The sequence below is a fragment of the Demequina activiva genome, from assembly GCF_016862815.1.
Lineage (GTDB): Bacteria > Actinomycetota > Actinomycetes > Actinomycetales > Demequinaceae > Demequina > Demequina activiva.
Genome location: NZ_BONR01000001.1, coordinates 653,701 through 674,558 on the forward strand (window position 1 = coordinate 653,701; position 20,858 = coordinate 674,558).

Sequence of the window (20,858 nt, forward strand, 5' to 3'; positions counted from 1 at the left end):
GCCTCTGAGTCCATGAGCACTCCCCGCAGCACCGTAGCGGCCGCCGCCCCCTGGGTGGCGGCCGCTGCCGTGCTCGTGCTCGCCGTGGTGTCGCTGTTCGTCGGAGTCGCGGACGTGAACCTCGGGTCTCTGCTCACCGACCCCGAGGCGCGCGAGGTGTTCGCGCTCAGCCGGGTGCCGCGCACCGCGGCGCTGCTGCTCGCGGGCTCCGCGCTCGCCGTCGCGGGTTTGATCATGCAACACCTCGCCCGCAACCGCTTCGTGGCACCGACCACGGCCGGGACCATCGACGCCGCCGGCCTGGGGCTGCTGACCGCGACAGTGCTGTTCGCCGGCGCCTCGATCATGACCAAGATCACCATCGCGATGGTGTTCGCGCTCGCCGGCACTGCGCTGTTCATCGGCATCATTCAGCGCATCCAGTTCAAGGACGTGATCCTGGTGCCGCTGGTGGGGCTGCTGCTGGGCGGCGTGTTCAGCGCGATCGCCGAGTTCTTCGCGTACCGCCACAACCTCACCCAGACCATGAGCGTGTGGATGAACGGCGACTTCTCCGGCGTGATCCAAGGCCGCTACGAGACCCTCTGGCTCGCTGGCGCCGTCGTGCTGGTGGCCTACCTCTTCGCGAACCGCTTCACCGCAGCCGGCATGGGACGGGAATTCGCAACGAACATCGGCGTCGACTACCGCCTGTGGATGAGCGCCGGCCTCACCATCGCCGCGATGGTGACCGCCGTCGTGGTCGTGACCGTGGGCGCGATTCCCTTCCTGGGACTGATCGTGCCCAACATCGTTACCCTCATGCTGGGCGACAACCTGCGCCGGGTGCTCCCCACCACGGCGCTCGCCGGTGCGGCGCTCGTGGTGCTGTGCGACATCCTGGGCCGCTGGCTCATCCACCCGTACGAGATCGCGGTGGGCACCATCGTGGGTGTGGTCGGCTCCGCGATCTTCCTGGTGCTGGTCCTGCGAAGGAGCAATCGCTATGCGACCGCCTAAGGCCGCCGCACGCATCGCCGATGCACCCGTCACGCCGGGCGCGTCCGTCGCCCAGGTGACGGACCAGGCAGAGCCTGCCCGCGCATCGGCCGGGCGCCCGCTCGAGCGGCGACTGGTGCTCGTGTTCGTGTCACTCGGGGCGCTCCTGACTGGCTCTCTGGCGCTCTACCTCACCTGGGGCGTCGACGGCCACTGGGACTTCGCGCTGCCGCGACGCCTGGAGCAGGTGGCGGCGCTGGCGATCGTCGGCGTCGCGATCGCGGTGTCGACCGTCATCTTCCAGACCCTCACCCAGAACCGCATCCTGACGCCGTCGATCATGGGCTTCGATGCGCTGTACGTGCTGCTGGCGACCACGCTGGTCTTCGTGCTGGGGTCCACGGTGGCCGAGTCGATCGACCCGCTGCTCATGTTCGGCGTCAACGCCGGGCTGATGATGGGAGCCGCGACGCTGCTGTTCAAGGCGGTCCTGGGCGACGGCACCCGCGGGCTATACACGATGGTGCTGGTGGGAGTGATCGCCGGCACGTTCTTTGGCTCGCTCACGTCGTTCATGTTCCGGGTGATGGATCCCAACGAGTTCGATCGCCTGATGGACCAGCTGTTCGCGTCCTTCAACGCGATCGACACAGAGCTGTTGGGCATCTCCGCGGTGCTGCTGGGCGCTGGGATCCTGGTCGCCTACCGGATGGCGCCGCGCCTGGACGTGCTGACGCTGGGCCGCGAGCGCGCGATCACGCTGGGACTGGACTACGACCGCACGGTGACGGCGCTGCTGCTCGCAGTCGCGGGGCTCGTGTCGGTGTCCACGGCGCTCGTGGGCCCCATCACCTTCCTGGGGCTGCTGGTCGCCAACCTCGCGTATCAGCTCACCCGCACGCACCGCCACGTCGTCAACCTGACCGCGGCCGGGCTGCTCGCGATCGTGGCGCTGGTGCTGGGCCAGGCCCTGCTCGCCCACGTGCTGCACTTCCAGGGCACGCTCAGCTCGATCATCAACGTCGTGGGCGGCGTGTACTTCATCGCCCTGCTGCTCAAGGAGGCTCGCGCATGATCACCATCCAGGACATCACCAAGTCCTACGGCGAGGCCACCGTGGTGGACGGCGTCTTCCTGAATCTGCCCGACGCGGGGGTGACCTCGATCATCGGCCCTAACGGGGCGGGCAAGTCGACGCTGCTGTCGATCGTGTCCAGAATCCTGGGAGCCGATGCAGGAACGGTCGCAGTCGAGGGTCTGGACGTGTTCCGCTCGCCCTCGAAGGACGTGGCGAAGAAGCTGTCGATCCTGCGTCAGGACCAGCACACCTCTGCGCGGATCACCGTGGGCGAGCTCGTGGAGTTCGGCCGCTATCCGCACTCCCACGGTCGGCTCACGCCCGAATGCCGCGCCGCCGTCGCATCGGCCATCGACTACTGCGACCTGGGTGATCTCACCGAAAGACCCATCCACCAGCTCTCCGGTGGCCAGCGCCAACGCGCGTACGTCGCGATGGTGCTCGCGCAGGACACCCGCTATGTGCTGCTGGACGAGCCGCTGAACAACCTCGACATGGTCCACGCCACCGGCCTGATGCGGCTGCTGCGTGGTCTCGCGGACACGCACGGCAAGTCCGTGGTGCTGGTGCTGCACGACATCAACTACGCGTCGGTGTACTCCGACCGCATCATCGCGATGCGCGATGGGGCAGTGGTGCAGGACGGCCCGCCGGCGAGGGTGATGACGCCCGAAGCGCTCGAGTCGGTCTACGGCATGGCATTCCACGTGCATGAGCTCGACGGCGACCGGATGGCCGCCTACTTCCGCTGATCGGCACGTCCACTGGCTCATGGTCGCGAGAGATCCTCGATCGCGGCAGCGCGCCGCCCTGATGCCGACGCGCAGGAATCCTGACGCGTGCCCGCGCCCCGTACATCCTCCCTGGTAGAAGCGAACTAAGATCGCCCTTTCAGAAACAATGGCGTTTCAATATTGTTTTGATGATCGCTTTGTATCTTTATTTCAAAACGCGACGGCAGGGCATTTACAGCGTATTCTTGGCGGCATCGGACCAACCAAGGAGGAACCATGGCCACGATGATCAGCCTTCCCATCGTCTCGTCCTGCTCGGTCGAGGCGTGCGGCTTCAACCACGACGGCTGCCGCGCCGGCGCCATCAACGTCTCCGGCGACCACGCGCATTGCGCGACCTTCGTCGACTCGGACGCCAAGGGCGGCCACTCGGACCACGCGGGGGTAGGCGCGTGCACCCGCACCGACTGCACCTACAACGCGGACATGGCCTGCACCGCTGAGGCCATCGAGGTAGGCGCCTCCTTCGACACCGCCGACTGCCTCACCTACGAGGCTCGCGCCTAGCCGCACTCGGACGGCAGCCGCGGGCCAGCCGCTGCCGCACTGGCCCCGTGACGCCGTGCGAGACTGGCGCGGTGACCCCCGCCCCGCCGCCGCCCGCGCGCGGAGCGTTCCTGCGCATCGGTCCTCAGCAGTGGCGGGACTTCTGGAAGGGCACGGCGTCGATCGCGCCGCTCATGCCGGGCTCGGTGCTGTTCGGCCTGGCCTTCGGAGCGCTCGTCGACGTGGTGGGCCTGCCCGCCTGGCTCGCGCCGTACGCGAGCGCCACCGTCACCGCCGGGGCGAGCCAGATCGCGATCGTCGAGGCGCTGCGCCAGGACGCTCCGGCGGTGATCGCGATCCTCACGGCGCTGGTGATCAACGCGCGTCTGGCCCTGTACTCCGCGGCTCTCGCTCCGGTGTTCTCCGCGTTCCCGCGGCGCTGGCAGCTGGGGTTGGCGTACCTGATGACGGACCAGTCCGCGGCCGTGTCCGTGCTGCGCGCCGATCAGTGGCCCGACCCCGTGCGACGACGCTGGTTCATCCTGGGCGTCTCCGGTCCGTTCGTGCTGGTGTGGATCCTCGGCACCGCGGCCGGCGTGGTGCTGGGGCCCGTGATCCCCGACGCGTGGCAGATCGGGTTCATCGTGCCGCTGATGTTCATCGCGGTGATGGTTCCTGCTCTGACCACATGGCCCGCAGTGGCCGCAGCCGCGATCTCCACGGCGGTGGTGCTGATCCTCAAGGACCTGCCGTACGGGCTGAACGTGCTCGTGGGCGCGCTGGCCGGAATCGGCCTGGGTGCGCTGGTGCCGTCACGACGGCAGCCCCGGGATGTCGAGCCGCTCGAGGAGGCGCAGTGATCACCGCCTTCGTCGTCTTCACCATCGCCGCGATCGGCACGTACCTGATCCGCATCTCCGGGATCCTGCTGCTGGGCGGCGATCGCGAGCTCCCGCCGCGCGTGCGGAAGATGCTGTCGCTGGTGGCGCCGGCCGCGATGGCGGCGATCATCGCGAATGCGCTGTTCCTGGACCAGGGGCAGTGGCGCGGGTTCGGCGCCTGGCACCTGGCAGCGCTGGTGGCCGCGCTCGTCGCCCTGTGGAAGCGCTCGATGGGCTGGACGCTGCTGGCGGGCGTGGTGGCCTTCGCGGCGCTGCTGCTGGCGGGCCTGTAGCCCACCGTCCGCGCCCGCGGTCTCCTCGCACGATATCGAAGTCAACCTGTTGACACACATCGAGTCAACTGGTTGACTCGATGTCATGTCCGACAAGATCACCTTCACTCTCCACGAGCTCGTCTCCGAGCTCGACGCACAGGCCGACGAGCTCCTCAAGGCCCGTCACGGCATCACCGGCAGCCAGTTCATCGCGCTCGCCACACTCGCGGACGTGGAGCCCACGGACATCACCGACCTCGCCCGCTGCCTGGGCGTGACCAAGGCCGCGGTGAGCAAGCGCGTCCCGAGCCTCGTCAAGGCCGGGTGGGTGACGACCACCCACCCGCCGGGCCAGGGCAGGCGCGTGCTGCTCGAGCTCACGGACAGCGCGCGCGACCTCGTCGAGCGCGCCGGACGGGACCTCGACGAGCAGTTCGCGGCGCTCGTGGACCACCCGGACGCGAGCGGGATCGACCTGAGCGCTCTCAACGATCACCTCAACACCCTCACCGCGATCTTCCGTCAGAAGGGACCCCGCGCATGACCACCCTCACTCGCCCACCCGGCATCCTCGTCGTCATCGGCACGCCGCTCGCGGACAGCCTCAACCACGCCCTTGCCGGCGCGTACGTGGACGCCGCACGCGCCGCCGGCGCCCGTGTCGACGTGATCGACCTCGCCCGCGACCCCATCCCGGATCACCCTCGCGCCCGCGGCCACCTGCGCGCGCCCCGCGAGGACCACGATGACGACCTTCCCCTCGACCCCGACGTCGCCCGATACATCGAGCTCGTCGACGCCGCGGACCACCTCGTGATGCTGTTCCCCCAGTGGTGGGGCACCTATCCCGCTGCGCTCAAAGCGTGGATCGATCGCGTGCTGCTGTCCGGCACCGCCTTCAGCTACCGAGCCCAGGGCCGGGGCTGGGACAAGCACCTCGCCGGGCGCACGGCGCGACTCGTGATGACCATGGACTCCCCCGCGTGGTGGAACCGCTGGTTCTACCGCGACGCCGCACCCATCGCCCTCAAGAACTCGACGCTCTGGTACTGCGGCATCAGGACGGTGGGTGTCACCCGCGTCCCCGAGGTGCGGCACGCGTCCACCGCGAGGCTCGAGCGAGCCATCGCGCGCGCCGCCAAGCACGGCACGGCCGATGCACTCCGCACCCCGCGCGACACGGCCGCCGGAAGGCGGGAGCCGGCCCGCGCATCGGCCTGACGGGACGGGCCGCGCCGCGTCAGTGAAGCGAGCCGTCCGCCTCGCCGCGCCGGTGATCGGTGAAGGTGACCGTCAGCCCCGACCGGGAGGGCGCGCAGCAGAACAGCCCGGCCCGCGCATCGGCCGTGGGGTCCAGGGGCGCCACACGGACCAGCCGCCACGGCTCGTCCTCGACCCGAGCGCGAACGGTGACCGCATCGCCGGCTCTCGAGGCCCGCACGGTGACCTCGCGCCCCACCCACTCGGGCACAGGCGCCACGGACCAGTCGGACACTCCGCGCGTCACCACCGCGCCTACCTGAGGCGCGCCGTCGGAGACCTCGACGCCGGCCTTGATCCAGGTGCGCTCGTCGACCCGGATCATGACTCCTGCCTGGTCGAACTGCTCGGAGTAGTCGAGCAGGAAGGACACCTCGACAGCCTCGCGAGCGGCGAGCGGCGCCAGCAACGCATGCGCGTCGTCATGGATGAAGTCATAGGACGTGACGCGCCAGGCATCGGAGCCCTCGCGAGCCTCGACGCGGAGCACGCCGTCATCGATGGCCGCCCGCACGGGCTCGGTGGTCCAGGCGCCATCGCGCAACAGCTCCTCCAGCGACATGACCCCAGGCTAGGGCGTGCAGCAGGGCGGCCGGGGACCTAGTGTCGAAACCGGCATGGCCCATTCGTGGAGTGGGTGAGGCGGGGCGCGTGGCCCGGCCAGACAAGGAGAGCACCATGACCGAGTACCTGTTCAGCGTCCACCACGACTACTCGAAGCCGCTGTTCGACGATGACGCGGACGTCGAGGCGATGTTCCGTGACACCGCAGCCTTCAACGACGAGGCTCAGGCAGCGGGGATCTACGTGTTCGCCGGCGGCCTCGAGGCCCCCGACACCGCCACCACCGTCCACGTGCGCGAGGGCGAGACCCTCACCACGGACGGCCCCTTCGCGGAGGCCCGCGAGCGCATCGGCGGATTCTGGGTGCTGGAGCTGCCCGACCTGGACACGGCACTGACGTGGGCGGCGAAGGCCTCCGCCGCATGCCAGAGCCCCGTCGAGGTGCGCCCCTTCCAGGGAGAGTGACGTGGCGCGGTACATGCTGAGCGTCCATGACGGGCTCGACTCGCCGCCGCCCACACCGGAGCGGATGGAGGAGTTCGGGCGGCGCGTGGGGGCGCTGCATGCGGAACACCTCGCCGCCGGGGCCTGACCATGGCCGATGCCTCTGCCGAGGTCGCGGCGGTGTTCCGGCATGAGTCAGGCAAGGCCGTCGCGACCCTGGTGCGCATGCTGGGCGACATCGACTCCGCGCAGGAGGCCGTGCAGGACGCCTTCGTGCGAGCGCTCGAGGTGTGGCCGCGCGACGGCGTCCCGCCGAGCCCCGCGGCATGGATCGTCACCACCGCCAAGCATCGCGCGATCGACGTGGTGCGGCGCGAGCGCACCCGCGAGGACCGCTACCGCGGCCGCGCCGTCATGGAGGGCGAGGACGGCACGCAAGCGGATCCAGCACAGGCCATCGCGGACGCGCTCGACGAGCCGGTGCGGGACGATCAGCTGCGGCTGATGTTCACCTGCTGCCACCCGGCGCTGGGCATGGAGGCCAGGGTCGCGCTGACGCTGCGCCTCATCGGGGGCCTCGAGACGCGGGACATCGCGCGCGCCTTCCTGGTGCCGGAGAGCACGATGGCGCAGCGCATCACGCGCGCCAAGCGCAAGATCGCCGCCGCTCGGATTCCTTACCGCGTGCCGTCACGCGAGGAGCTGCCGGAGCGCATGGGCGCGGTGCTCGCCGTGCTGTACCTGGTGTTCAACGAGGGCTACAGCGGCACCACCGACGCGACCCGGCCGGACCTGGCGCGCGAGGCGATCCGACTCACGCGCGAGGTGCGCGCGTTGCTGCCGGACCACCCGGAGACCACCGGTCTGCTCGCACTGATGCTGCTGACGGAGTCACGCCGGCCCGCCCGCTTCAACGCCAGCGGCGATGTGGTGCTGCTCGCCGATCAGAACCGGTCGCTGTGGGACCGAGCGTTGATCGAGCAGGGCCAGCGGCTGGTGCTCGACTGCATCGAGGCAGGCCAGCCAGGGCCGTATCAGGTGCAGGCGGCCATCGCGGCAGTGCACGGCGACGCGCGGCGCTTCGAGGACACGGACTGGCCGCAGATCCTCGCGCTGTACGACCAGCTGTTCGCCTTCACACCCACGGCGGTGGTCGAGCTCAACCGAGCCGTCGCGCTCGCCGAGGTGCGCGGTCCGGCCGCCGCCCTCGCGCTGGTGGACGGGCTGCCGCTCGAGCGCTATCACCTGTGGCACGCCACCAGGGCGACATTCCTGGAGCGGCTGGGCCGCCTGGAGGAGGCGCGCGCCGCCTTCGCGACGGCCGCCGAGCTGACAGAGAACCCGGCGGAGCGAACCTTCCTCCGGGGGAAGGCGGGCGCCTAGCCCTTGCCCTCCCAGCCGGAGTGGTTCATGCCCTGGCTGCGCTGCTGCTTGTGCATCTGAGAGTCCGGCGGCTGCTTCACGTCCGGGTTCTGATTGCCGCCCTTGGCGACGCGGCCCTCCGCGGACACCGGGTCCTTCGACGGCGACTGGAAGTTGGGCCCGTCAGCGGCCTCCGGACGGTGGCTCGCTGCGTTGTCGACCGCGATCGGCTTGTCCTGGTCCGTCTCGCTCGCCGGGTCGCGGGGCTTGTCCTTCGGGTGGTTCTCGTGGTCGGTCATGATCTTTCCTCTCCTCGAGTTCCTTCCCTCGGGTCAACGCCAGCCGCCCTCGGATCCATCCATGCGCACCACGCGCACCCGCGGGCCGCGCCGCGGCACCGCCGGTGCTAGCGTCGCGACCATGACCCAGCGAGATGCGCATACGCCCCTCGACACCGGGCCGCCTCGCGCTCATCCATCGATCACGCCGGAGACCGTCCGCGGGCTGGTCGATGACCAGGACCCCGACTTCCACGAGCTCGAGCTGGGCGAGCGCTTCGATGGCTGGGACATGGCGATGTACCGGCTGGGCGATGACCTGGCGGTGCGCCTGCCCCGTGTCGAGGCCGCCGTGGACTCGCTCATCGCGGAGACCAGGTTCGTGCCGCGACTGTCCGATGCGTGGGACTTCCCGTTCCCTCGCGTGGTCCGCAGCGGTCTGCCCGGTCACGGCTACCCGTGGCCGTGGGCGATCGTCAGCTGGGTGCCATCGGCGACCGCGGACAAGGTGCCTCTCACGGCGGCCGCTGGCCCGAGCATGGGACGGGCGATCGCGCAGATCCACTGCCGCGCCGATGCGGACGCCCCCTACAACCCCGAGCAGTCCCTCCCCATGGCGGCGCGGGGCGCGGACCTCGCCTGGGCGCTGGACCAGCTGGCCGACGCACGTGGACCGGCGGGTGAGCGCCTGGACGTACAGCGCATCGACGCGCTGTGGAAGGCGGCACTGGACGCGCCCGCCGGTCGAGACGTGGTGTGGTCCCATGCGGACCTGCACGGCTCGAATGTGCTCTCCGCGAATGGAGCCTTCGCGGGAATCATCGACTGGGGCAAGATGGCCGGCTGTGATCGCGCGGTGGACCTGGGCTTCCTGTACACGGTGATGCCGCACGCCGGCGTCATGGCGGCGGTCGCCGCCTATCGCGAGGCCACCGGTGTCGAGGATCCCGGGCTCGAGGACCGCCTCACTGGAATCGGGCTGTCGAAGTGCGTGCTGTGGGCCACCCTGGACCGGCCGCTCAACCTCGCGATGGCGTGGCGAGGGCTGCACGAGCTAAGCGTCATCGACCCTCGGGAGGACTCATGACTGACCGTCGGTTTCCCCGTGCCGTCTACGGCGTGGGCGAGGAGCCGGACCCGCGCTTCTCGATGGCCAATGAGCGGACGTTCCTGGCGTGGGTGCGCACGGCACTGGCACTGATCGCCGCCGGCGTCGCGGTCGAGGCACTCGAGCTCCCCGTGCAGCCGGGTCTGCGAGCGGCGGCGGCGACGGTGTTCGCTGTGCTGGGCCTGCTCGCGGCCGCACAGGCCTGGCTGGGCTGGTGGCGCACGGAGAAGGCCATGCGGCTGCACAGGCCGATGCCGGGGCCTGGCCTGGGCGCGGTGATCGTGGCGGGCGTGTTCACCGCTGCCCTGCTGCTGCTCATCGGGTGGCTGGTGTGAGCGTCCCCCGGTACGACGACGGGCTCCAGCCCGAGCGCACGCTGCTGTCCTGGCGTCGCACGGCGTTGGCGATCGCCGGCGGCGGCGCCGTGGGTGCACGAGTGCTGTCCGATCAGGTGGGGCCGGTGTCCTACGCGATAGGGCTGGCGGTCGTGGCGGTGGCACTGGTGGCGTACCTGGTGGCGCATCGGGCGTATGGACGGGCCGTGGTGGAGATGGTCCATGGGTCAGGCCTCGCGCCCTCCCCTGGAGTGCCAGTGGCCGCCCTCGCGGGGGCGTGCCTGCTGCTGGGCGCAGGAGGTCTGGCGTTCGTGGTCGCGGCCTACTGACGGCCGATGCGCGCCTCCTGTCCTGCTCGACCTGGCGCGGGTGCGTGCCGCGTAGGATTCTGTGGCGGGCCTCTAGCTCAGTTGGTAGAGCAGCGGACTTTTAATCCGTAGGTCGTGGGTTCGAGCCCCACGGGGCCCACGTCGGATCGCGAGAAGTGGAGGGGGAATCGATGCACGAGACGAGGTCTCTGACGGGCTCGGCCACCGCCCTCGCCCAGCACATGGACGCTGCCATCACTCGCGGCAGCGCCTCCGCGACGCTCGAGCACCAGGACACGCTGTCCCTCGGCGAGGCGCGCATGATCCTGCGGACCTACGAGCGGTACAGCATGACCGGCAGCAACCGTGTCACGCTCTCGTTGAGCATTCTCGCGGTGGGAGCGCAGATGGAGGTGTCGCTGACGACCTCGGGCGGCAGCGAGGCGCTGTTCTTCAAGATCAACACCTTCGGCGAGGCTGCTTTCATGGACAAGGCGATCGAGGCGATCGACGGGTTCCACGGGGGCTGAGCTGCGGCCGTTGCCGGGAGCCGCGTCCCACGGCCACAATGGCCCGCATGGACACCATCCCCCCGCTCTTCCTCATCCTCGGGATTCTGTTCGGGGCGACGTTCCTGTACGTGCTCTATTACGTCATCCGCATCGCGGTGCGTGACGGCATCAGGGACGCACGCGAGGGAGAGGACTCCTGACGTCGAGGAACCCACGCATCGGCTCAGCCGTTGCTCGGGAGAGTTGAGCCAGGAGGGACCATGCCGAACATCGCCGTCAGCGGCGTGCCTGTCGCCGTGCCCCTGCTGGGCTTCGCGGTCCTCGCGATCGTCGTCGTGTCCCTCGCACTGGTGCTGGGACGTGGCGTGCGGCCCGCGCTGTGGACCTGCCTGCTGCTGAGCCTCGCGGCCATCGGCGCGCTCACCCTGGGCTCAGCCCTGGACAGCGGCTTCACCGGTGCTCAGGGCGTCAACCTGGAGCCGTTCACGGAGATCGACCGCGGCTTCAACAATCGCGGGACGGCCTCGTGGCTCAACGTGGTGGGCAACGTCGCGATGTTCGTCCCACTGGGCTTCGCGGTCGCTTGCCTTGCGCGCGGCGGCTTCTGGGCGAGGACGTGCATCGCGATGCTCGTGGGCGGGCTGCTCTCCACCGGGATCGAGGCGGCTCAGTACTCGCTGGGCCGTGTGGCGGACATCGACGACATCATCCTCAACACGACTGGCGCACTGGCCGGCGGTGTGCTCGGTGCGCTGATCTCCGTCGTGGTCCTGCGCGCGCGACGGCGTCCCCAGTAGGGTTCCGCCGCCGCGCGCGACGGGTCAACCCTCGTACGCCACCGCGACGTCGAGCACCCAGGTCACTCCGAAAGGATCGACGAGCATCCCGTAGCCCGGGCTCCACGCGGATGCCGCGAAGGGCACCAGGACCGTCGCACCTTCCGCAAGTCGTGTCCAGTACGCCTCGACCTCCTCGAAGGTGGCGCCTCGCACCGACACGAAGAACGGTGCCACGCCAGGCTCCCACGGGCGCTCCGCGGGAACGTCGTAGGCCATCACGCGGAAGCCCTCGGGCGAGGCGACCTGGCCCCACATAATCTGCTCCGGCTCGGCGCCGTCCGTGAGCGCACCCGCCTGCTCGTAGGTCACGACGGCGAGGTCACCGCCGAACACGGACTGGTAGTGCTCGAGCGCGGCGCGCGCGGTGCCGCGGAAGTTGAGGTGGGTGGTGGTGGCGATGCTCATGGGGTTCTCCTGTGTGGGACGGCCCGCCACGGTGGCGAGCTCAGGCGCCACGCTGTCACCGGTAGAGGTCAGAATCGGTCCGCTATAGGGCCTAGGGTCGACGCATGGCCACGCCGACCACGCGCCTGCTGCGACTGCTGTCGCTGCTGCAGTCGCGCCGTGACTGGCCCGGGAGAGTGCTGGCTGAGCGCCTGGACATCACCCCGCGCACCGTGCGTCGCGATGTGGAACGGCTGCGCGAGATGGGCTACACCATCCGGGCCGTCAAGGGCCCTGACGGCGGATACCGCCTGGAGGCCGGCGCGGAGCTGCCACCGCTGCTGTTCGACGACGCCCAAGCCATCGCGCTCGCGGTCGCCCTGCGGGCATTGGCCGCCTCCGGTGTCGACGTGGCGGAGGCCTCTGCCCAAGCCCTCACCACGGTGCGACAGGTGCTGCCCGCGCGCTTGCGGCATCGCGTCGATGCGCTGGGCGTGACCGTCGCCCCTGCGGCAGCAACAGTCGCGCCAGACGCTCTGCTGGCGGTGACGGCAGCCGTGCACGCCAGCGAGGTCCTGCGCTTCCGCTATGGCCACGACGACGGCGCACCCACGCCTCCTCGCCGCGCGGAGCCGCACCATGTCGCGCTCGTCTCCGGGCGTTGGTACCTGGTCGCCTGGGACCTGGACCGCGAGGATTGGCGCGTGTTCCGCCTGGACAGGCTCACGCCGATGATGGCCACCGGCAGGCGCTTCACCAGGCGTGATCTTCCGGGTGACGATGTGGAGGCGTTCCTTGCCGCGCGCTTCCGCGGCGCGGACAGCGGGACGGCCTGGCCATGCACCGGCGCGGCGACCGTGGCGCTCGCGCTCCGCGAGGTCGCCCCCTTCGTGGGCGATGGGCATGCGGCCGATGCGGGGGCTGGACTCACGCGGGTGACGCTGGGCTCGTGGTCGTGGGCGGGTCTCGCTGCACTGCTGCTGCGCTTCGACGCGGCCCTCACCGATGTGGAGCCTGCGCCGCTCCGGGAGGCGTTCGCGCGCCTAGGACGGACGGCGTCGGCAGCAGCCGGAGCGGTCTAGCGCGCGGTGTCGACGTCCTTGCTGCGGGACGAGCGGAACTTGAACCACCAGTAGCCCGCCGTCACGAGGAACAGCACCAAACCGATGACGGCCAGCCAGAACAGCGCCTCGATGATGAAGCCGAGGACTCCGAGCGCGACGGCGGCGATGAGCAGGATGATCAGGAAGATCTTCATGCCCAGTAGACACTCCGAAGGTCCCTGCTATTCCGCACAGCGGCCGCTGCGGCCCGCTCATCCGAAGGTGAACGAGTACGCCTCCACGCCCTGACTGACCTCGACATCGATCACGTGCTGGCCTTCGCCGACGCCGTCGGCGAGCTGATACGACCGCGGCGTGCCGTCCACCTCGATGGTCCGCGACTCGCCCCCGTCCAGCCTCACGGTGACGGTGCCGGAGCCTGCCAGGACCATCCGCACCTCGGTGGCGTGGAAGCCCAGCCTCATCCGCGCATCGGCCCCCGCGGGAGTCGCGTACTGCGTCTCCAGCTGCCAGTCGCCGTCCAGCGCGAACGAGTCAGCGGCCTGATCCTCGGGGAACTCGTACGTTCCCTCGCCGGGCGCGTAGCGAACGCCGCCGCCAAAGTTCACGTCCTTCGAGGTGCCGAGGAAGGTCTCCTGCGTGGTCGAGCCCACGTCCGGGGTGACGTCGTCCACGTCGGTCTCGCCGGGCAGCTCGACGGACGGGTCCGCGTCCTTCAGGAGCTCGCGGATCATCTCCTCGGTGGCCTCGTAGTTGCCCTCGCCGAACGAGATGTGGCGCACAGTGCCCTCGGCATCGATCAGGTAGTGCGCGGGCCAGTAGCGATTGCGGTAGTTGGTCCAGGTCGCGAGGTTGTTGTCGAGCGCCACCGGGTAGGTGATGCCAAAGTCCTCAGCGCCGGCGCGCACGTTGCCCTCGTCCTTCTCGAACGCGTACTCGGGCGAGTGGATGCCGATCACGTTCAGGCCCAGGTCGCCGTACGTCTCATCCCAGGCGACCGAGTGAGGGATCGAGCGCTGGCAGTTGATGCAGGAGTAGGCCCAGAAGTCGATGAGCACCACCTCGCCGCGCAGGTCCGCGAGCTCGATGGGCTGCTCGTCGGGGGTGTTGAACCAGGCCTCGATGCCCTTGATGGACGGCGCCGTGCCGCAGCTCTCGAGCTCCGTGGCGCCGTTGCTGCACTGGTCGAGGTCCTTGTTCTCGTCGTTGACCAGCCCGCCGAGCGCGAGCGCCTCGCGTGCGGCCTCGTTGTCCGTGAGGTCCTCCTGAATGCCGGCGGTGTAGTCCGGCAGCGCGCGCTGGAGCACCTGCGGCAGGTTGAACGCGAGTCCGATCGCGAGCGCGATCATCGCGACGCCGGCCGTGATGCGAAGGCCGCGCTCGCGCTTGCGGAAGGCCTTGACGCGCTCGGACAGCCCGCGTCCCGCGAGCGCGAAGAACAGCAGCGGCACTGCGACACCGACCGCGAAGGCAACCGTGAGCAGGACCGTGTCCCAGCCGATCTGACCCGTGGAGCCGGCCACGATGATCGCCGCCAGCACCGGCCCGGCGCATGGAACGAACACGGCGCCCAGCGCGAGCCCCACTCCGAACCCGTTCTTGTTGTTGTCGACCTTGCGGGTGGGCACCCAGGCGAAGGCGCGCTCCAGGAGGTGCTCGAAGCGCGGCACGATGAGGCCGATGCCGATCGAGACCAGCACCGCCATCGCGACCCACCGGATCACGTCCTGCGGCAGGTTGAGCGCCGTCAGCGCGATCGAGCCCACCAGGGTGACCAGCGTGAAGCTGGTGACCAGGCCGGCGATCACCAGGTACGGGCGCCACTTCGAGACGGTGGCGACTGGGGCATCGGCCGTCTTGGTCGCCACGGCCGCACCGCCGCCCACGTTGCCCACCGTGCCCGTGCCGAGCGCGTCGAACTGCTGGATCCGGGAGGACTGGACGCCGCCCGTGAGGAAGATGACCGGAAGCACCGGCAGGATGCACGGCGATATCCCTGTGATGAGCCCGCCCAGCAGCCCGATGATGACGAGTTCCATGTCCGTTGCCTCCGTAGGTGTTGCGGCAGGTTCGGGTGGCGGCGTGGCGCGGATTGGCGCGCACGGCCGATGCACCGGTCGCCGACCGCTCACCACACAGGCGTGACTGGTGGGAGACGAGAGCCGGGTGTGACGTCGCTCGGGCCCCTGGCGTCACTACCGCCTCACCCGTGTGCTGAGCGGTCGGAGTCGACGCCGAGAAGTCTCACCAATCCGCCCCTCGCGACCGGGCGAACCGGTGGTGTCGCTGCAGTCGCGGCGGGCGCTGACACTCAGCGCAGCACAGTGGGCCCGTACCCCCGGACCCAGACATACGGAGGAAGCCATGCTTACCAAGAAGACGAAGTTCTCGACCGGGCTCGCACTGGCCGTCGCCGGCACGTTCGCCCTGTCCGCCTGCAGCGCCTCGGACGGCGACATGGAGGACCCGGCGATGTCCGACACCCCGGAGATGACCGAGGAGGCAGACCCGGCCATGACGGAGGACGCCATGGAGGAGGACGCCATGGAGATGGACGCCTACGCCAACCTCGTGGGCCCTGCCTGCATGGACTACGACGCCGCCGTCCCGGACGGCGCGGGCTCGATCCAGGGCATGTCCCAGGACCCGGTCGCGGTCGCCGCGTCCAACAACCCCATGCTCACCACCCTCGTCTCCGCCGTGAGCGGCGAGCTGAACCCCAGCGTCAACCTGGTCGACACCCTCAACGGTGACGAGTTCACGGTGTTCGCTCCCGTGGACGACGCCTTCGCGAAGATCGACGAGAACACCATCGCGACCCTGCAGGACGACGCGGACCTGCTGTCCTCGATCCTCACCTACCACGTGGTCCCCGGCCAGGTGGAGCCTGCGGAGATCGCTGGCACCTGGACCACCGTCAACGGCGCGGACCTCGAGGTCACCGGCTCCGGCGACGACCTCACCGTCAACGGCGAGTCCATGGTCCTGTGCGGTGGAGTCCAGACCGCCAATGCGACCGTGTACCTGATCGACACGGTGCTGATGCCCCCGGCCGCCGAGTAAGCAGCGCGCTCGGCCCAGCACAGCCACGACGGCCGTCGACCCTCTCCCCCACGGGTCGGCGGCCGTCGTCGTGCTCTCGGCTCACCGCCCCCGGGCGAGCCAGTCGACGATGAGCTGCGTGGTCTCCTCGGGCCGCTCCTGCTGGATCCAGTGACCGCAGTCGAGGCTGACCTCCTCCACGTTCGGGACGAGCTCCTGCAGGCCCTCCGCGCGTGCGACCGGATCCCGGTCGCCGTAGATCATCAGAGCGGGCTGGTGGATCACGGGGTCCACCTCTCCCAGCAGCTCCCAGTTGCGATCCAGGTTGCGATACCAGTTGATGCCGGGCGCGAAGCCCGATTCCTCGAAGGCCGCGACCAGCTCGTCGAGCTCGCCGTCGCTGAGGATCGGATCGCCCAGCGCCTCCTGCGCCAGCGCGAGGTTGATCATCGCGTTGCCGGGCGCGGGCGTGGGAGCCGGCAGGTTCATGCGATAGAGATTGCGCAGGAACTGCCGGGTGTGCTGGTCGAGCACAGCGTCCGCGACGCCGGGCTGCCGGTTGAAGTGGACCATGTAGTAGTCCGCGCCCAGGATCGCCTCGAGGAACGGCACCCAGGGCATGTCGCCCCGAGCCAGGTAGGGGACGCTGAGGGCGATGACCCTGCTCACGCGCTCGGGCCGCAGCGCGGTCAGCCACCAGCTCACCGTCGCGCCCCAGTCGTGCCCCACGAACGCGGCGCTCTCGTAGCCGAAGTGATCGAGGAGCGCGGCGAGGTCTCCGGTGAGGTGCTCGACGTCATAGGCCTCGACCTCCGTGGGCCGCGACGAGCCTCCGAATCCTCGCTGGTTGGGAGCGATCACGTGGTATCCGGCCTCCACCAGTGCTGGCACCTGACGACGCCAGGTCAAGGCATGGTCCGGCCAGCCGTGGCACAGGACCATGGGGTTGCCGGCGTTCTCGCGTCCGGCCTCGAACACCTCGAGCTCGACGCCGTTGACGGCGATCCTGGACGGCTGAGAGAACTCGCTCTGATTGGTCATGGTGACTCCTTTGCGGACCCTTCTGAATCGACCGATCGCGGGTCCTCGACGTTCGGCCACGGCGACGTTAGGGACCTTTGCGGACAGAATCTGTCCGCAAGTCATGGCAGAGTCGGAAGATGCGCAAGGATCCCACCGCTCGCGCGCTGGCGCTTCTGTCACTGCTGCAGACCCACAGGCTCTGGAGCAGCACCGAGCTCGCCGACCGGCTGGACACCACCGAACGGACCGTGCGTCGTGACGTGGACAGGCTCAGAGAGCTGGGATATCCCGTGGACGCCACCTCGGGCAAGCACGGCGGCTACCGTCTCCAGGCGGGAGCGCACCTGCCCCCGCTCGTGCTCGACGATGACGAGGCCGTCGCCGTCGCCATCGGGCTCAGCCTCGCGACCAAGGCCGCGATCAGCGGCATGGAGGAGACCTCGCTGCGCGCTCTCGCCACGATCGAGCGACTGCTCCCGCACCGCTTGCGGCGCCGCGTCTCCGCTGTGCACGCCCACGTTGCGATCCTGGACGCCGTGTCGGCCGCCGGTGCGGTGGATCCCGGCACGCTGAGCGTCCTCGCCGCCGCATGTCGTGACGGCGAGAGCATCCGGTTCGACTACCGCCGCGGCGACGGGATGGACTCGCGGCGCCTGGTCGACCCTCACCAGCTGGTCTCCACGGATGGCCGCTGGTACCTGGTGGCGTGGGACCAGCAGCGCGCCGACTGGCGCACGTTCCGCCTGGACCGCATCCGCGCACCCCGCCCAGTAGGCGGCCGCTTCGCACCTCGCGAGATTCCCGGCGGAGATGCCGGCGCGTTCGTCGCCGGCGCGCTGGCCTCGATGCCACGGCCACACGCAGGCATCCTCTCCATCGCCGCATCGCCCGAGGCCCTCGCCGACGCGCTGCGCTGGGCGGACCACACCGTGCTGGAGCCTGGCGCGAGCGGCTGTCGCGTCGAGATTCGGGGAGACGATCTCCCCTGGCTGACGTGGGTGGTCGCGCGGATCGCGCTCGTCGCCCCGGTCACGGTCGAGAGTCCCGTCGAGCTGCACGACGCCGTCCGCGAGCTCGGCGCACGCCTCGCGGGACCCCCACCGCCGCGTGCGGCCACCGCACGTCAGAACTAGAGTGAGAGGCATGCCCAGCGAGCAGACGGCGACCACCCTCGAGTGGAGCGACCCCCGCGAGGAGATCGAGTTCAGCGTGCTCATGGCCAGCGGTCGCCTCGCCCCTCGCACCTTCGCGAGCCGGGCAGAGGCCGAATCGTGGGCACGTCCCGAGGACGGCGACCAGGTGGTGTCGTTCAACCACGTGTGCGCCTGCGACAGGTAGCGAGACGGACAGGACTTCCCATGGCCCACGGCGACATCACCCACATCGACATCCCTGTGTCCGACATGGACCGGGCCAAGCACTTCTACAACCTGCTGTTCGGCTGGCAGATCGCGGCGCCTCCGGGGTTCGAGGACTACCCGATGTGGCAGGCCCCCAACCGGGTCAGCGGCGGCGGACTCGCGCCCCGGGACGAGGACTTCAGCCAGCCGCGCAGCTACGTCGAGGTCGACTCCATCGAGCACACGTTGTCGCTCGCGAAGAGTCAGGGCGCGACGGTGGTGCGCGGCAAGGAGCAGATCTCGGAGACCAGCTGGTGGGCCGTGATCGAGGACTTCGATGGCAACGTCATCGGGCTCTACGAGGGCGTCACCGAGGTCTAGCCAGGCTCACTGCGTGGAGCTGGCGACCGCCGCAGTCGTGACCACCGCGCTGGCGGCCACCGCTGCGGCTGCCGCTGCGACTGCGTGACTCACGCCCTGCGCACCCCAGTCGCCCTTCTCGAAGCCCTTGCCGCGCTGGTGGACCTCACCGGACCAGGGGATGTCGCGGTGGAGGGTCGGGAGCGCACCGCTCGCTGACAGCAGCGCACAGAGCACCGCGACGCGCGGCTGCGGCTCCACGCCGTCGATGAAGGCGGCGCGGACGGGCTCCATCAGTGCGTCGCGCCGTCCCGAGCCGCCATCCACGAGCGCGGTCGACGGGAAGATGCCCAGCCACCGGCGCCGCTGCGTCACGATGTCGCCACGGCGCGCGCGGTCCTGCCCCTCCAGGCGCCCTGATCCTCGACCTCCACTCGCTCCTCGAGTGCGAGCTGCGAGAGCACCGCCCCGCCCAGCGGGTAGTGCAGGCTCCCCTCGCCCCGAATGACGCGGGCGCGCGGGTCGAAGAGCAGCAGCAGGAGGTCCTCGGCGATCGTGGGGTCCATCGGGGGTGTCGTGTCAGTCACGTCTCCACGGTATGTCGGCGCTCGCGATCGCGGCGTCCGTCGCGAGCACGAATGGCCTCGGCCCCCCGGACGATGCGGGGTGCGGTCACGCGGTCGGAAGCACCTTGACGTCCTGGAAGACTGTGAGCAGCATCCCGCGATCAAGGAGTCCGCATGCGCCAAGCCGCCCGCACCGCGGTCCCGCGCGCCGCGTGGGCCGTGTTCGGGGCGGCGGCGTTCATCTACTTCGTCGCGGTGGTGCAGCGCACGGCGCTGGGGGTGGCTGGCGTCGAGGCGCTCGAGAGGTTCGGCGTCGAGGCCATCGGGCTGTCGATGCTCTCGGTGGTGCAGATCAGCGTCTACGCATCCCTGCAGCTGCCTGCCGGAGCGATGCTGGACCGCATCGGCCCCCGGCGGGTGCTCGCGATCGGGTCGCTGACCATGGGAGCCGGTCAGCTCATGCTGGCCTTCACGGACAGCATCTGGCTGGCGCTCGCGGCGCGCGTGCTGATCGGCGCCGGGGACGCCCCCGTGTTCATCGCCGCGACGCGACTCGTGTCCGAGTGGTTCCCCCCGCGCCGGGCGCCGCTCATGGTGCAGATCACCGGCACCTTGGGGCAGATCGGCCAGCTCGCCAGCGCGATTCCGGTCGCGTTCCTGCTGCACCAGCAGGGATGGAGCATCACCTTCGCCACTCTCGCCGCGCTGGGACTCGCCGCTGCCGCCATGTCGCTGTGGCGGGTGCGCATGCCAGAGCAGGAGCTCCCCCACCACGCCGTGCCGAGCGCGACCGGAGCGCAGGGCGAGGTCGCCCCCGCCGCCCCGGCGATCGCATCGGCCGGAGGCGCGCAGCCGTCGCTGTCCATGCGCGACGCGATCCGGCCGCCCGGCGTGAAGCTGGGCTTCTGGACCCACTGGACGGGGCTGTTCTCCGCGAACACCGTGGCGCTGCTGTGGGGCGTGCCCTTCTTCGTGCAAGGACAGGGGCAGAGCACCGCGGGCGCATCGGCCCTGCTGACCCTGCTGGTGTGCACCAACATCACCGCCGCGCCCATCATCGGCACGCTCACCGCGCGCCACCCGCTGCGGCGCAGCTGGCTCATCCTGGGCGGTGCCGCCATGGTCACGGTGGCGTGGGCGGCGATCCTCATCCCCGACACCCCCCGCCCGTGGTGGCAGCTCGCACTGCTGATCATCGCGCTGGGGTTCGGCGGTCCCGTGTCCCTGGTGGGCATGGACTACGCGCGAACGTTCGGACCCCGTGGGCGGCTGGGGACCGCGACGGGGTTCGTGAACATCGGCGGCTTCGCCGCGACGGTGCTGTCCGTGCTGCTCGTGGGCGCCGTGCTGCAGATCGTCTCGCCGGGCGACAGCGACTACTCGCTGGACGACTACCGGATCGCGCTGGCGGCGATGGCGGTCCCCATGGCGATAGGCGTCACCGGCGTGCTGGTGTCACGCCGGCGCACGCGCACCCAGATGGCCGAGCAGGGCATCGTGGTGCCTCCCGTGCGGCAGGCCTGGCGGGACGGAAGGCGGCTGTAGTCGGCGACGTGAGCCACCCGCGCATCGGGCGT

General features: G+C 70.0%; 30 protein-coding genes and 1 tRNA gene. 23 read left to right on the plus strand and 8 right to left on the minus strand.

Annotated features, from left to right (window positions below; all coding sequences use genetic code 11):
• The first annotated feature begins 12 nt into the window (after window positions 1-12).
• The 8 genes from Dac01nite_RS03100 to Dac01nite_RS03135 all read left to right on the plus strand — a co-directional run bounded on the left by Dac01nite_RS03100 (window position 13) and on the right by Dac01nite_RS03135 (window position 5,713).
• Window positions 13-999 (plus strand): ABC transporter permease, encoded by a 987-nt coding sequence (locus tag Dac01nite_RS03100; protein WP_203653299.1) that lies wholly within the window; start codon window positions 13-15, stop codon window positions 997-999.
• Window positions 986-2,053, plus strand: coding sequence for an iron chelate uptake ABC transporter family permease subunit (locus Dac01nite_RS03105; RefSeq protein WP_239066473.1), 1,068 nt, complete (start codon window positions 986-988; stop codon window positions 2,051-2,053). Before Dac01nite_RS03100 ends, Dac01nite_RS03105 begins: the two co-directional genes overlap by 14 nt.
• Complete coding sequence (locus Dac01nite_RS03110; RefSeq protein ID WP_203653300.1) at window positions 2,050-2,808, plus strand: iron ABC transporter ATP-binding protein; 759 nt, start codon at window positions 2,050-2,052, stop codon at window positions 2,806-2,808. Before Dac01nite_RS03105 ends, Dac01nite_RS03110 begins: the two co-directional genes overlap by 4 nt.
• Before the next feature lie 258 nt (window positions 2,809-3,066).
• Entirely contained in the window at window positions 3,067-3,357 is a 291-nt protein-coding gene (locus Dac01nite_RS03115) for a DUF1540 domain-containing protein (protein ID WP_203653301.1), read from the plus strand.
• Window positions 3,358-3,428: 71 nt separating this feature from the next.
• Window positions 3,429-4,196 (plus strand): AzlC family ABC transporter permease, encoded by a 768-nt coding sequence (locus Dac01nite_RS03120; protein WP_203653302.1) that lies wholly within the window; start codon window positions 3,429-3,431, stop codon window positions 4,194-4,196.
• Window positions 4,193-4,510, plus strand: coding sequence for an AzlD domain-containing protein (locus tag Dac01nite_RS03125; protein ID WP_203653304.1), 318 nt, complete (start codon window positions 4,193-4,195; stop codon window positions 4,508-4,510). Before Dac01nite_RS03120 ends, Dac01nite_RS03125 begins: the two co-directional genes overlap by 4 nt.
• An 85-nt stretch (window positions 4,511-4,595) precedes the next feature.
• Entirely contained in the window at window positions 4,596-5,036 is a 441-nt protein-coding gene (locus Dac01nite_RS03130; RefSeq protein ID WP_203653306.1) for a MarR family winged helix-turn-helix transcriptional regulator, read from the plus strand.
• A complete protein-coding gene (locus tag Dac01nite_RS03135) occupies window positions 5,033-5,713 on the plus strand; it encodes an NAD(P)H-dependent oxidoreductase (protein WP_203653308.1) in 681 nt (226 codons plus the stop codon). Before Dac01nite_RS03130 ends, Dac01nite_RS03135 begins: the two co-directional genes overlap by 4 nt.
• Window positions 5,714-5,732: 19 nt before the next feature.
• Here the strand turns inward: Dac01nite_RS03135 and Dac01nite_RS03140 are convergent, their stop codons facing one another.
• Window positions 5,733-6,314 (minus strand): DUF1349 domain-containing protein, encoded by a 582-nt coding sequence (locus tag Dac01nite_RS03140; protein ID WP_203653309.1) that lies wholly within the window; start codon window positions 6,312-6,314, stop codon window positions 5,733-5,735.
• Window positions 6,315-6,430: 116 nt separating this feature from the next.
• Here Dac01nite_RS03140 and Dac01nite_RS03145 point away from each other — a divergent pair, with 116 nt between their 5' ends.
• Window positions 6,431-6,781, plus strand: a complete 351-nt coding sequence (locus tag Dac01nite_RS03145) for a YciI family protein (protein ID WP_203653311.1) — start codon at window positions 6,431-6,433, stop codon at window positions 6,779-6,781.
• Window positions 6,782-6,910: 129 nt separating this feature from the next.
• The gene (locus tag Dac01nite_RS03150) at window positions 6,911-8,143 is read left to right on the plus strand and encodes an RNA polymerase sigma factor (protein ID WP_203653313.1); all 1,233 of its coding nucleotides are present in this window, start codon (window positions 6,911-6,913) and stop codon (window positions 8,141-8,143) included.
• Here Dac01nite_RS03150 and Dac01nite_RS03155 read toward each other — a convergent pair.
• The gene (locus Dac01nite_RS03155; RefSeq protein ID WP_203653315.1) at window positions 8,140-8,421 is read right to left on the minus strand and encodes a hypothetical protein; all 282 of its coding nucleotides are present in this window, start codon (window positions 8,419-8,421) and stop codon (window positions 8,140-8,142) included. The two genes, Dac01nite_RS03150 and Dac01nite_RS03155, sit on opposite strands and share 4 nt — an antisense overlap.
• 121 nt (window positions 8,422-8,542) lie before the next feature.
• On the opposite strand from Dac01nite_RS03155, the gene Dac01nite_RS03160 reads away from it, so the two are divergent.
• From Dac01nite_RS03160 to Dac01nite_RS03185, 7 genes are all read left to right on the plus strand, one after another.
• Window positions 8,543-9,487, plus strand: coding sequence for a phosphotransferase (locus Dac01nite_RS03160; RefSeq protein WP_203653316.1), 945 nt, complete (start codon window positions 8,543-8,545; stop codon window positions 9,485-9,487).
• Entirely contained in the window at window positions 9,484-9,843 is a 360-nt protein-coding gene (locus Dac01nite_RS03165; protein WP_203653317.1) for a YidH family protein, read from the plus strand. The genes Dac01nite_RS03160 and Dac01nite_RS03165 overlap by 4 nt, the downstream gene beginning before the upstream one ends.
• Window positions 9,840-10,172 carry a DUF202 domain-containing protein gene (locus tag Dac01nite_RS03170; RefSeq protein WP_203653318.1) on the plus strand — a complete coding sequence of 111 codons (333 nt, stop codon included), beginning with the start codon at window positions 9,840-9,842 and terminating at the stop codon, window positions 10,170-10,172. The genes Dac01nite_RS03165 and Dac01nite_RS03170 overlap by 4 nt, the downstream gene beginning before the upstream one ends.
• 66 nt (window positions 10,173-10,238) lie before the next feature.
• A tRNA-Lys gene (locus Dac01nite_RS03175) sits at window positions 10,239-10,311 on the plus strand.
• Window positions 10,312-10,342: 31 nt separating this feature from the next.
• Complete coding sequence (locus Dac01nite_RS03180; protein WP_203653319.1) at window positions 10,343-10,681, plus strand: DUF6054 family protein; 339 nt, start codon at window positions 10,343-10,345, stop codon at window positions 10,679-10,681.
• A 47-nt stretch (window positions 10,682-10,728) separates the two neighbouring features.
• Window positions 10,729-10,863, plus strand: a complete 135-nt coding sequence (locus Dac01nite_RS12175) for a hypothetical protein (protein WP_275404506.1) — start codon at window positions 10,729-10,731, stop codon at window positions 10,861-10,863.
• Window positions 10,864-10,923: 60 nt separating this feature from the next.
• The gene (locus Dac01nite_RS03185) at window positions 10,924-11,460 is read left to right on the plus strand and encodes a VanZ family protein (RefSeq protein WP_203653320.1); all 537 of its coding nucleotides are present in this window, start codon (window positions 10,924-10,926) and stop codon (window positions 11,458-11,460) included.
• A gap of 24 nt (window positions 11,461-11,484) precedes the next feature.
• Here Dac01nite_RS03185 and Dac01nite_RS03190 read toward each other — a convergent pair whose 3' ends face one another.
• Entirely contained in the window at window positions 11,485-11,907 is a 423-nt protein-coding gene (locus tag Dac01nite_RS03190) for a VOC family protein (RefSeq protein WP_203653321.1), read from the minus strand.
• Window positions 11,908-12,011: 104 nt separating this feature from the next.
• On the opposite strand from Dac01nite_RS03190, the gene Dac01nite_RS03195 reads away from it, so the two are divergent.
• Window positions 12,012-12,968, plus strand: a complete 957-nt coding sequence (locus tag Dac01nite_RS03195; protein WP_203653322.1) for a helix-turn-helix transcriptional regulator — start codon at window positions 12,012-12,014, stop codon at window positions 12,966-12,968.
• Here Dac01nite_RS03195 and Dac01nite_RS03200 read toward each other — a convergent pair.
• Together Dac01nite_RS03200 and Dac01nite_RS03205 are read right to left on the minus strand one after the other, a co-directional pair.
• Window positions 12,965-13,144, minus strand: coding sequence for a hypothetical protein (locus tag Dac01nite_RS03200; RefSeq protein WP_203653324.1), 180 nt, complete (start codon window positions 13,142-13,144; stop codon window positions 12,965-12,967). The genes Dac01nite_RS03195 and Dac01nite_RS03200 overlap by 4 nt on opposite strands.
• 57 nt (window positions 13,145-13,201) lie before the next feature.
• Complete coding sequence (locus Dac01nite_RS03205; RefSeq protein WP_203653326.1) at window positions 13,202-14,989, minus strand: cytochrome c biogenesis protein DipZ; 1,788 nt, start codon at window positions 14,987-14,989, stop codon at window positions 13,202-13,204.
• A 325-nt stretch (window positions 14,990-15,314) separates the two neighbouring features.
• Between Dac01nite_RS03205 and Dac01nite_RS03210 the strand changes: the two genes are divergently transcribed.
• Window positions 15,315-16,013 (plus strand): fasciclin domain-containing protein, encoded by a 699-nt coding sequence (locus tag Dac01nite_RS03210; RefSeq protein WP_203653328.1) that lies wholly within the window; start codon window positions 15,315-15,317, stop codon window positions 16,011-16,013.
• 81 nt (window positions 16,014-16,094) lie between these two features.
• Here the strand turns inward: Dac01nite_RS03210 and Dac01nite_RS03215 are convergent, their stop codons facing one another.
• Window positions 16,095-17,033 carry an alpha/beta fold hydrolase gene (locus Dac01nite_RS03215; protein WP_203653330.1) on the minus strand — a complete coding sequence of 313 codons (939 nt, stop codon included), beginning with the start codon at window positions 17,031-17,033 and terminating at the stop codon, window positions 16,095-16,097.
• Between the two features lie 119 nt (window positions 17,034-17,152).
• Between Dac01nite_RS03215 and Dac01nite_RS03220 the strand changes: the two genes are divergently transcribed.
• The 3 genes from Dac01nite_RS03220 to Dac01nite_RS03230 are packed head-to-tail and all read left to right on the plus strand — an operon-like array spanning window position 17,153 to window position 18,736.
• Entirely contained in the window at window positions 17,153-18,148 is a 996-nt protein-coding gene (locus Dac01nite_RS03220; protein ID WP_203653331.1) for a helix-turn-helix transcriptional regulator, read from the plus strand.
• A 10-nt stretch (window positions 18,149-18,158) separates the two neighbouring features.
• Window positions 18,159-18,353, plus strand: coding sequence for a hypothetical protein (locus Dac01nite_RS03225; RefSeq protein WP_203653333.1), 195 nt, complete (start codon window positions 18,159-18,161; stop codon window positions 18,351-18,353).
• A gap of 20 nt (window positions 18,354-18,373) precedes the next feature.
• Window positions 18,374-18,736: a VOC family protein gene (locus Dac01nite_RS03230; protein ID WP_203653334.1), complete on the plus strand. Its 363-nt coding sequence runs from the start codon at window positions 18,374-18,376 to the stop codon at window positions 18,734-18,736.
• Window positions 18,737-18,742: 6 nt separating this feature from the next.
• Here the strand turns inward: Dac01nite_RS03230 and Dac01nite_RS03235 are convergent, their stop codons facing one another.
• Entirely contained in the window at window positions 18,743-19,090 is a 348-nt protein-coding gene (locus tag Dac01nite_RS03235; protein ID WP_203653336.1) for a GOLPH3/VPS74 family protein, read from the minus strand.
• Window positions 19,087-19,302, minus strand: coding sequence for a GPP34 family phosphoprotein (locus Dac01nite_RS03240; protein WP_203653338.1), 216 nt, complete (start codon window positions 19,300-19,302; stop codon window positions 19,087-19,089). Before Dac01nite_RS03240 ends, Dac01nite_RS03235 begins: the two co-directional genes overlap by 4 nt.
• Window positions 19,303-19,455: 153 nt before the next feature.
• On the opposite strand from Dac01nite_RS03240, the gene Dac01nite_RS03245 reads away from it, so the two are divergent.
• A complete protein-coding gene (locus Dac01nite_RS03245; RefSeq protein WP_203653339.1) occupies window positions 19,456-20,826 on the plus strand; it encodes an MFS transporter in 1,371 nt (456 codons plus the stop codon).
• Window positions 20,827-20,858: the final 32 nt, after the last annotated feature.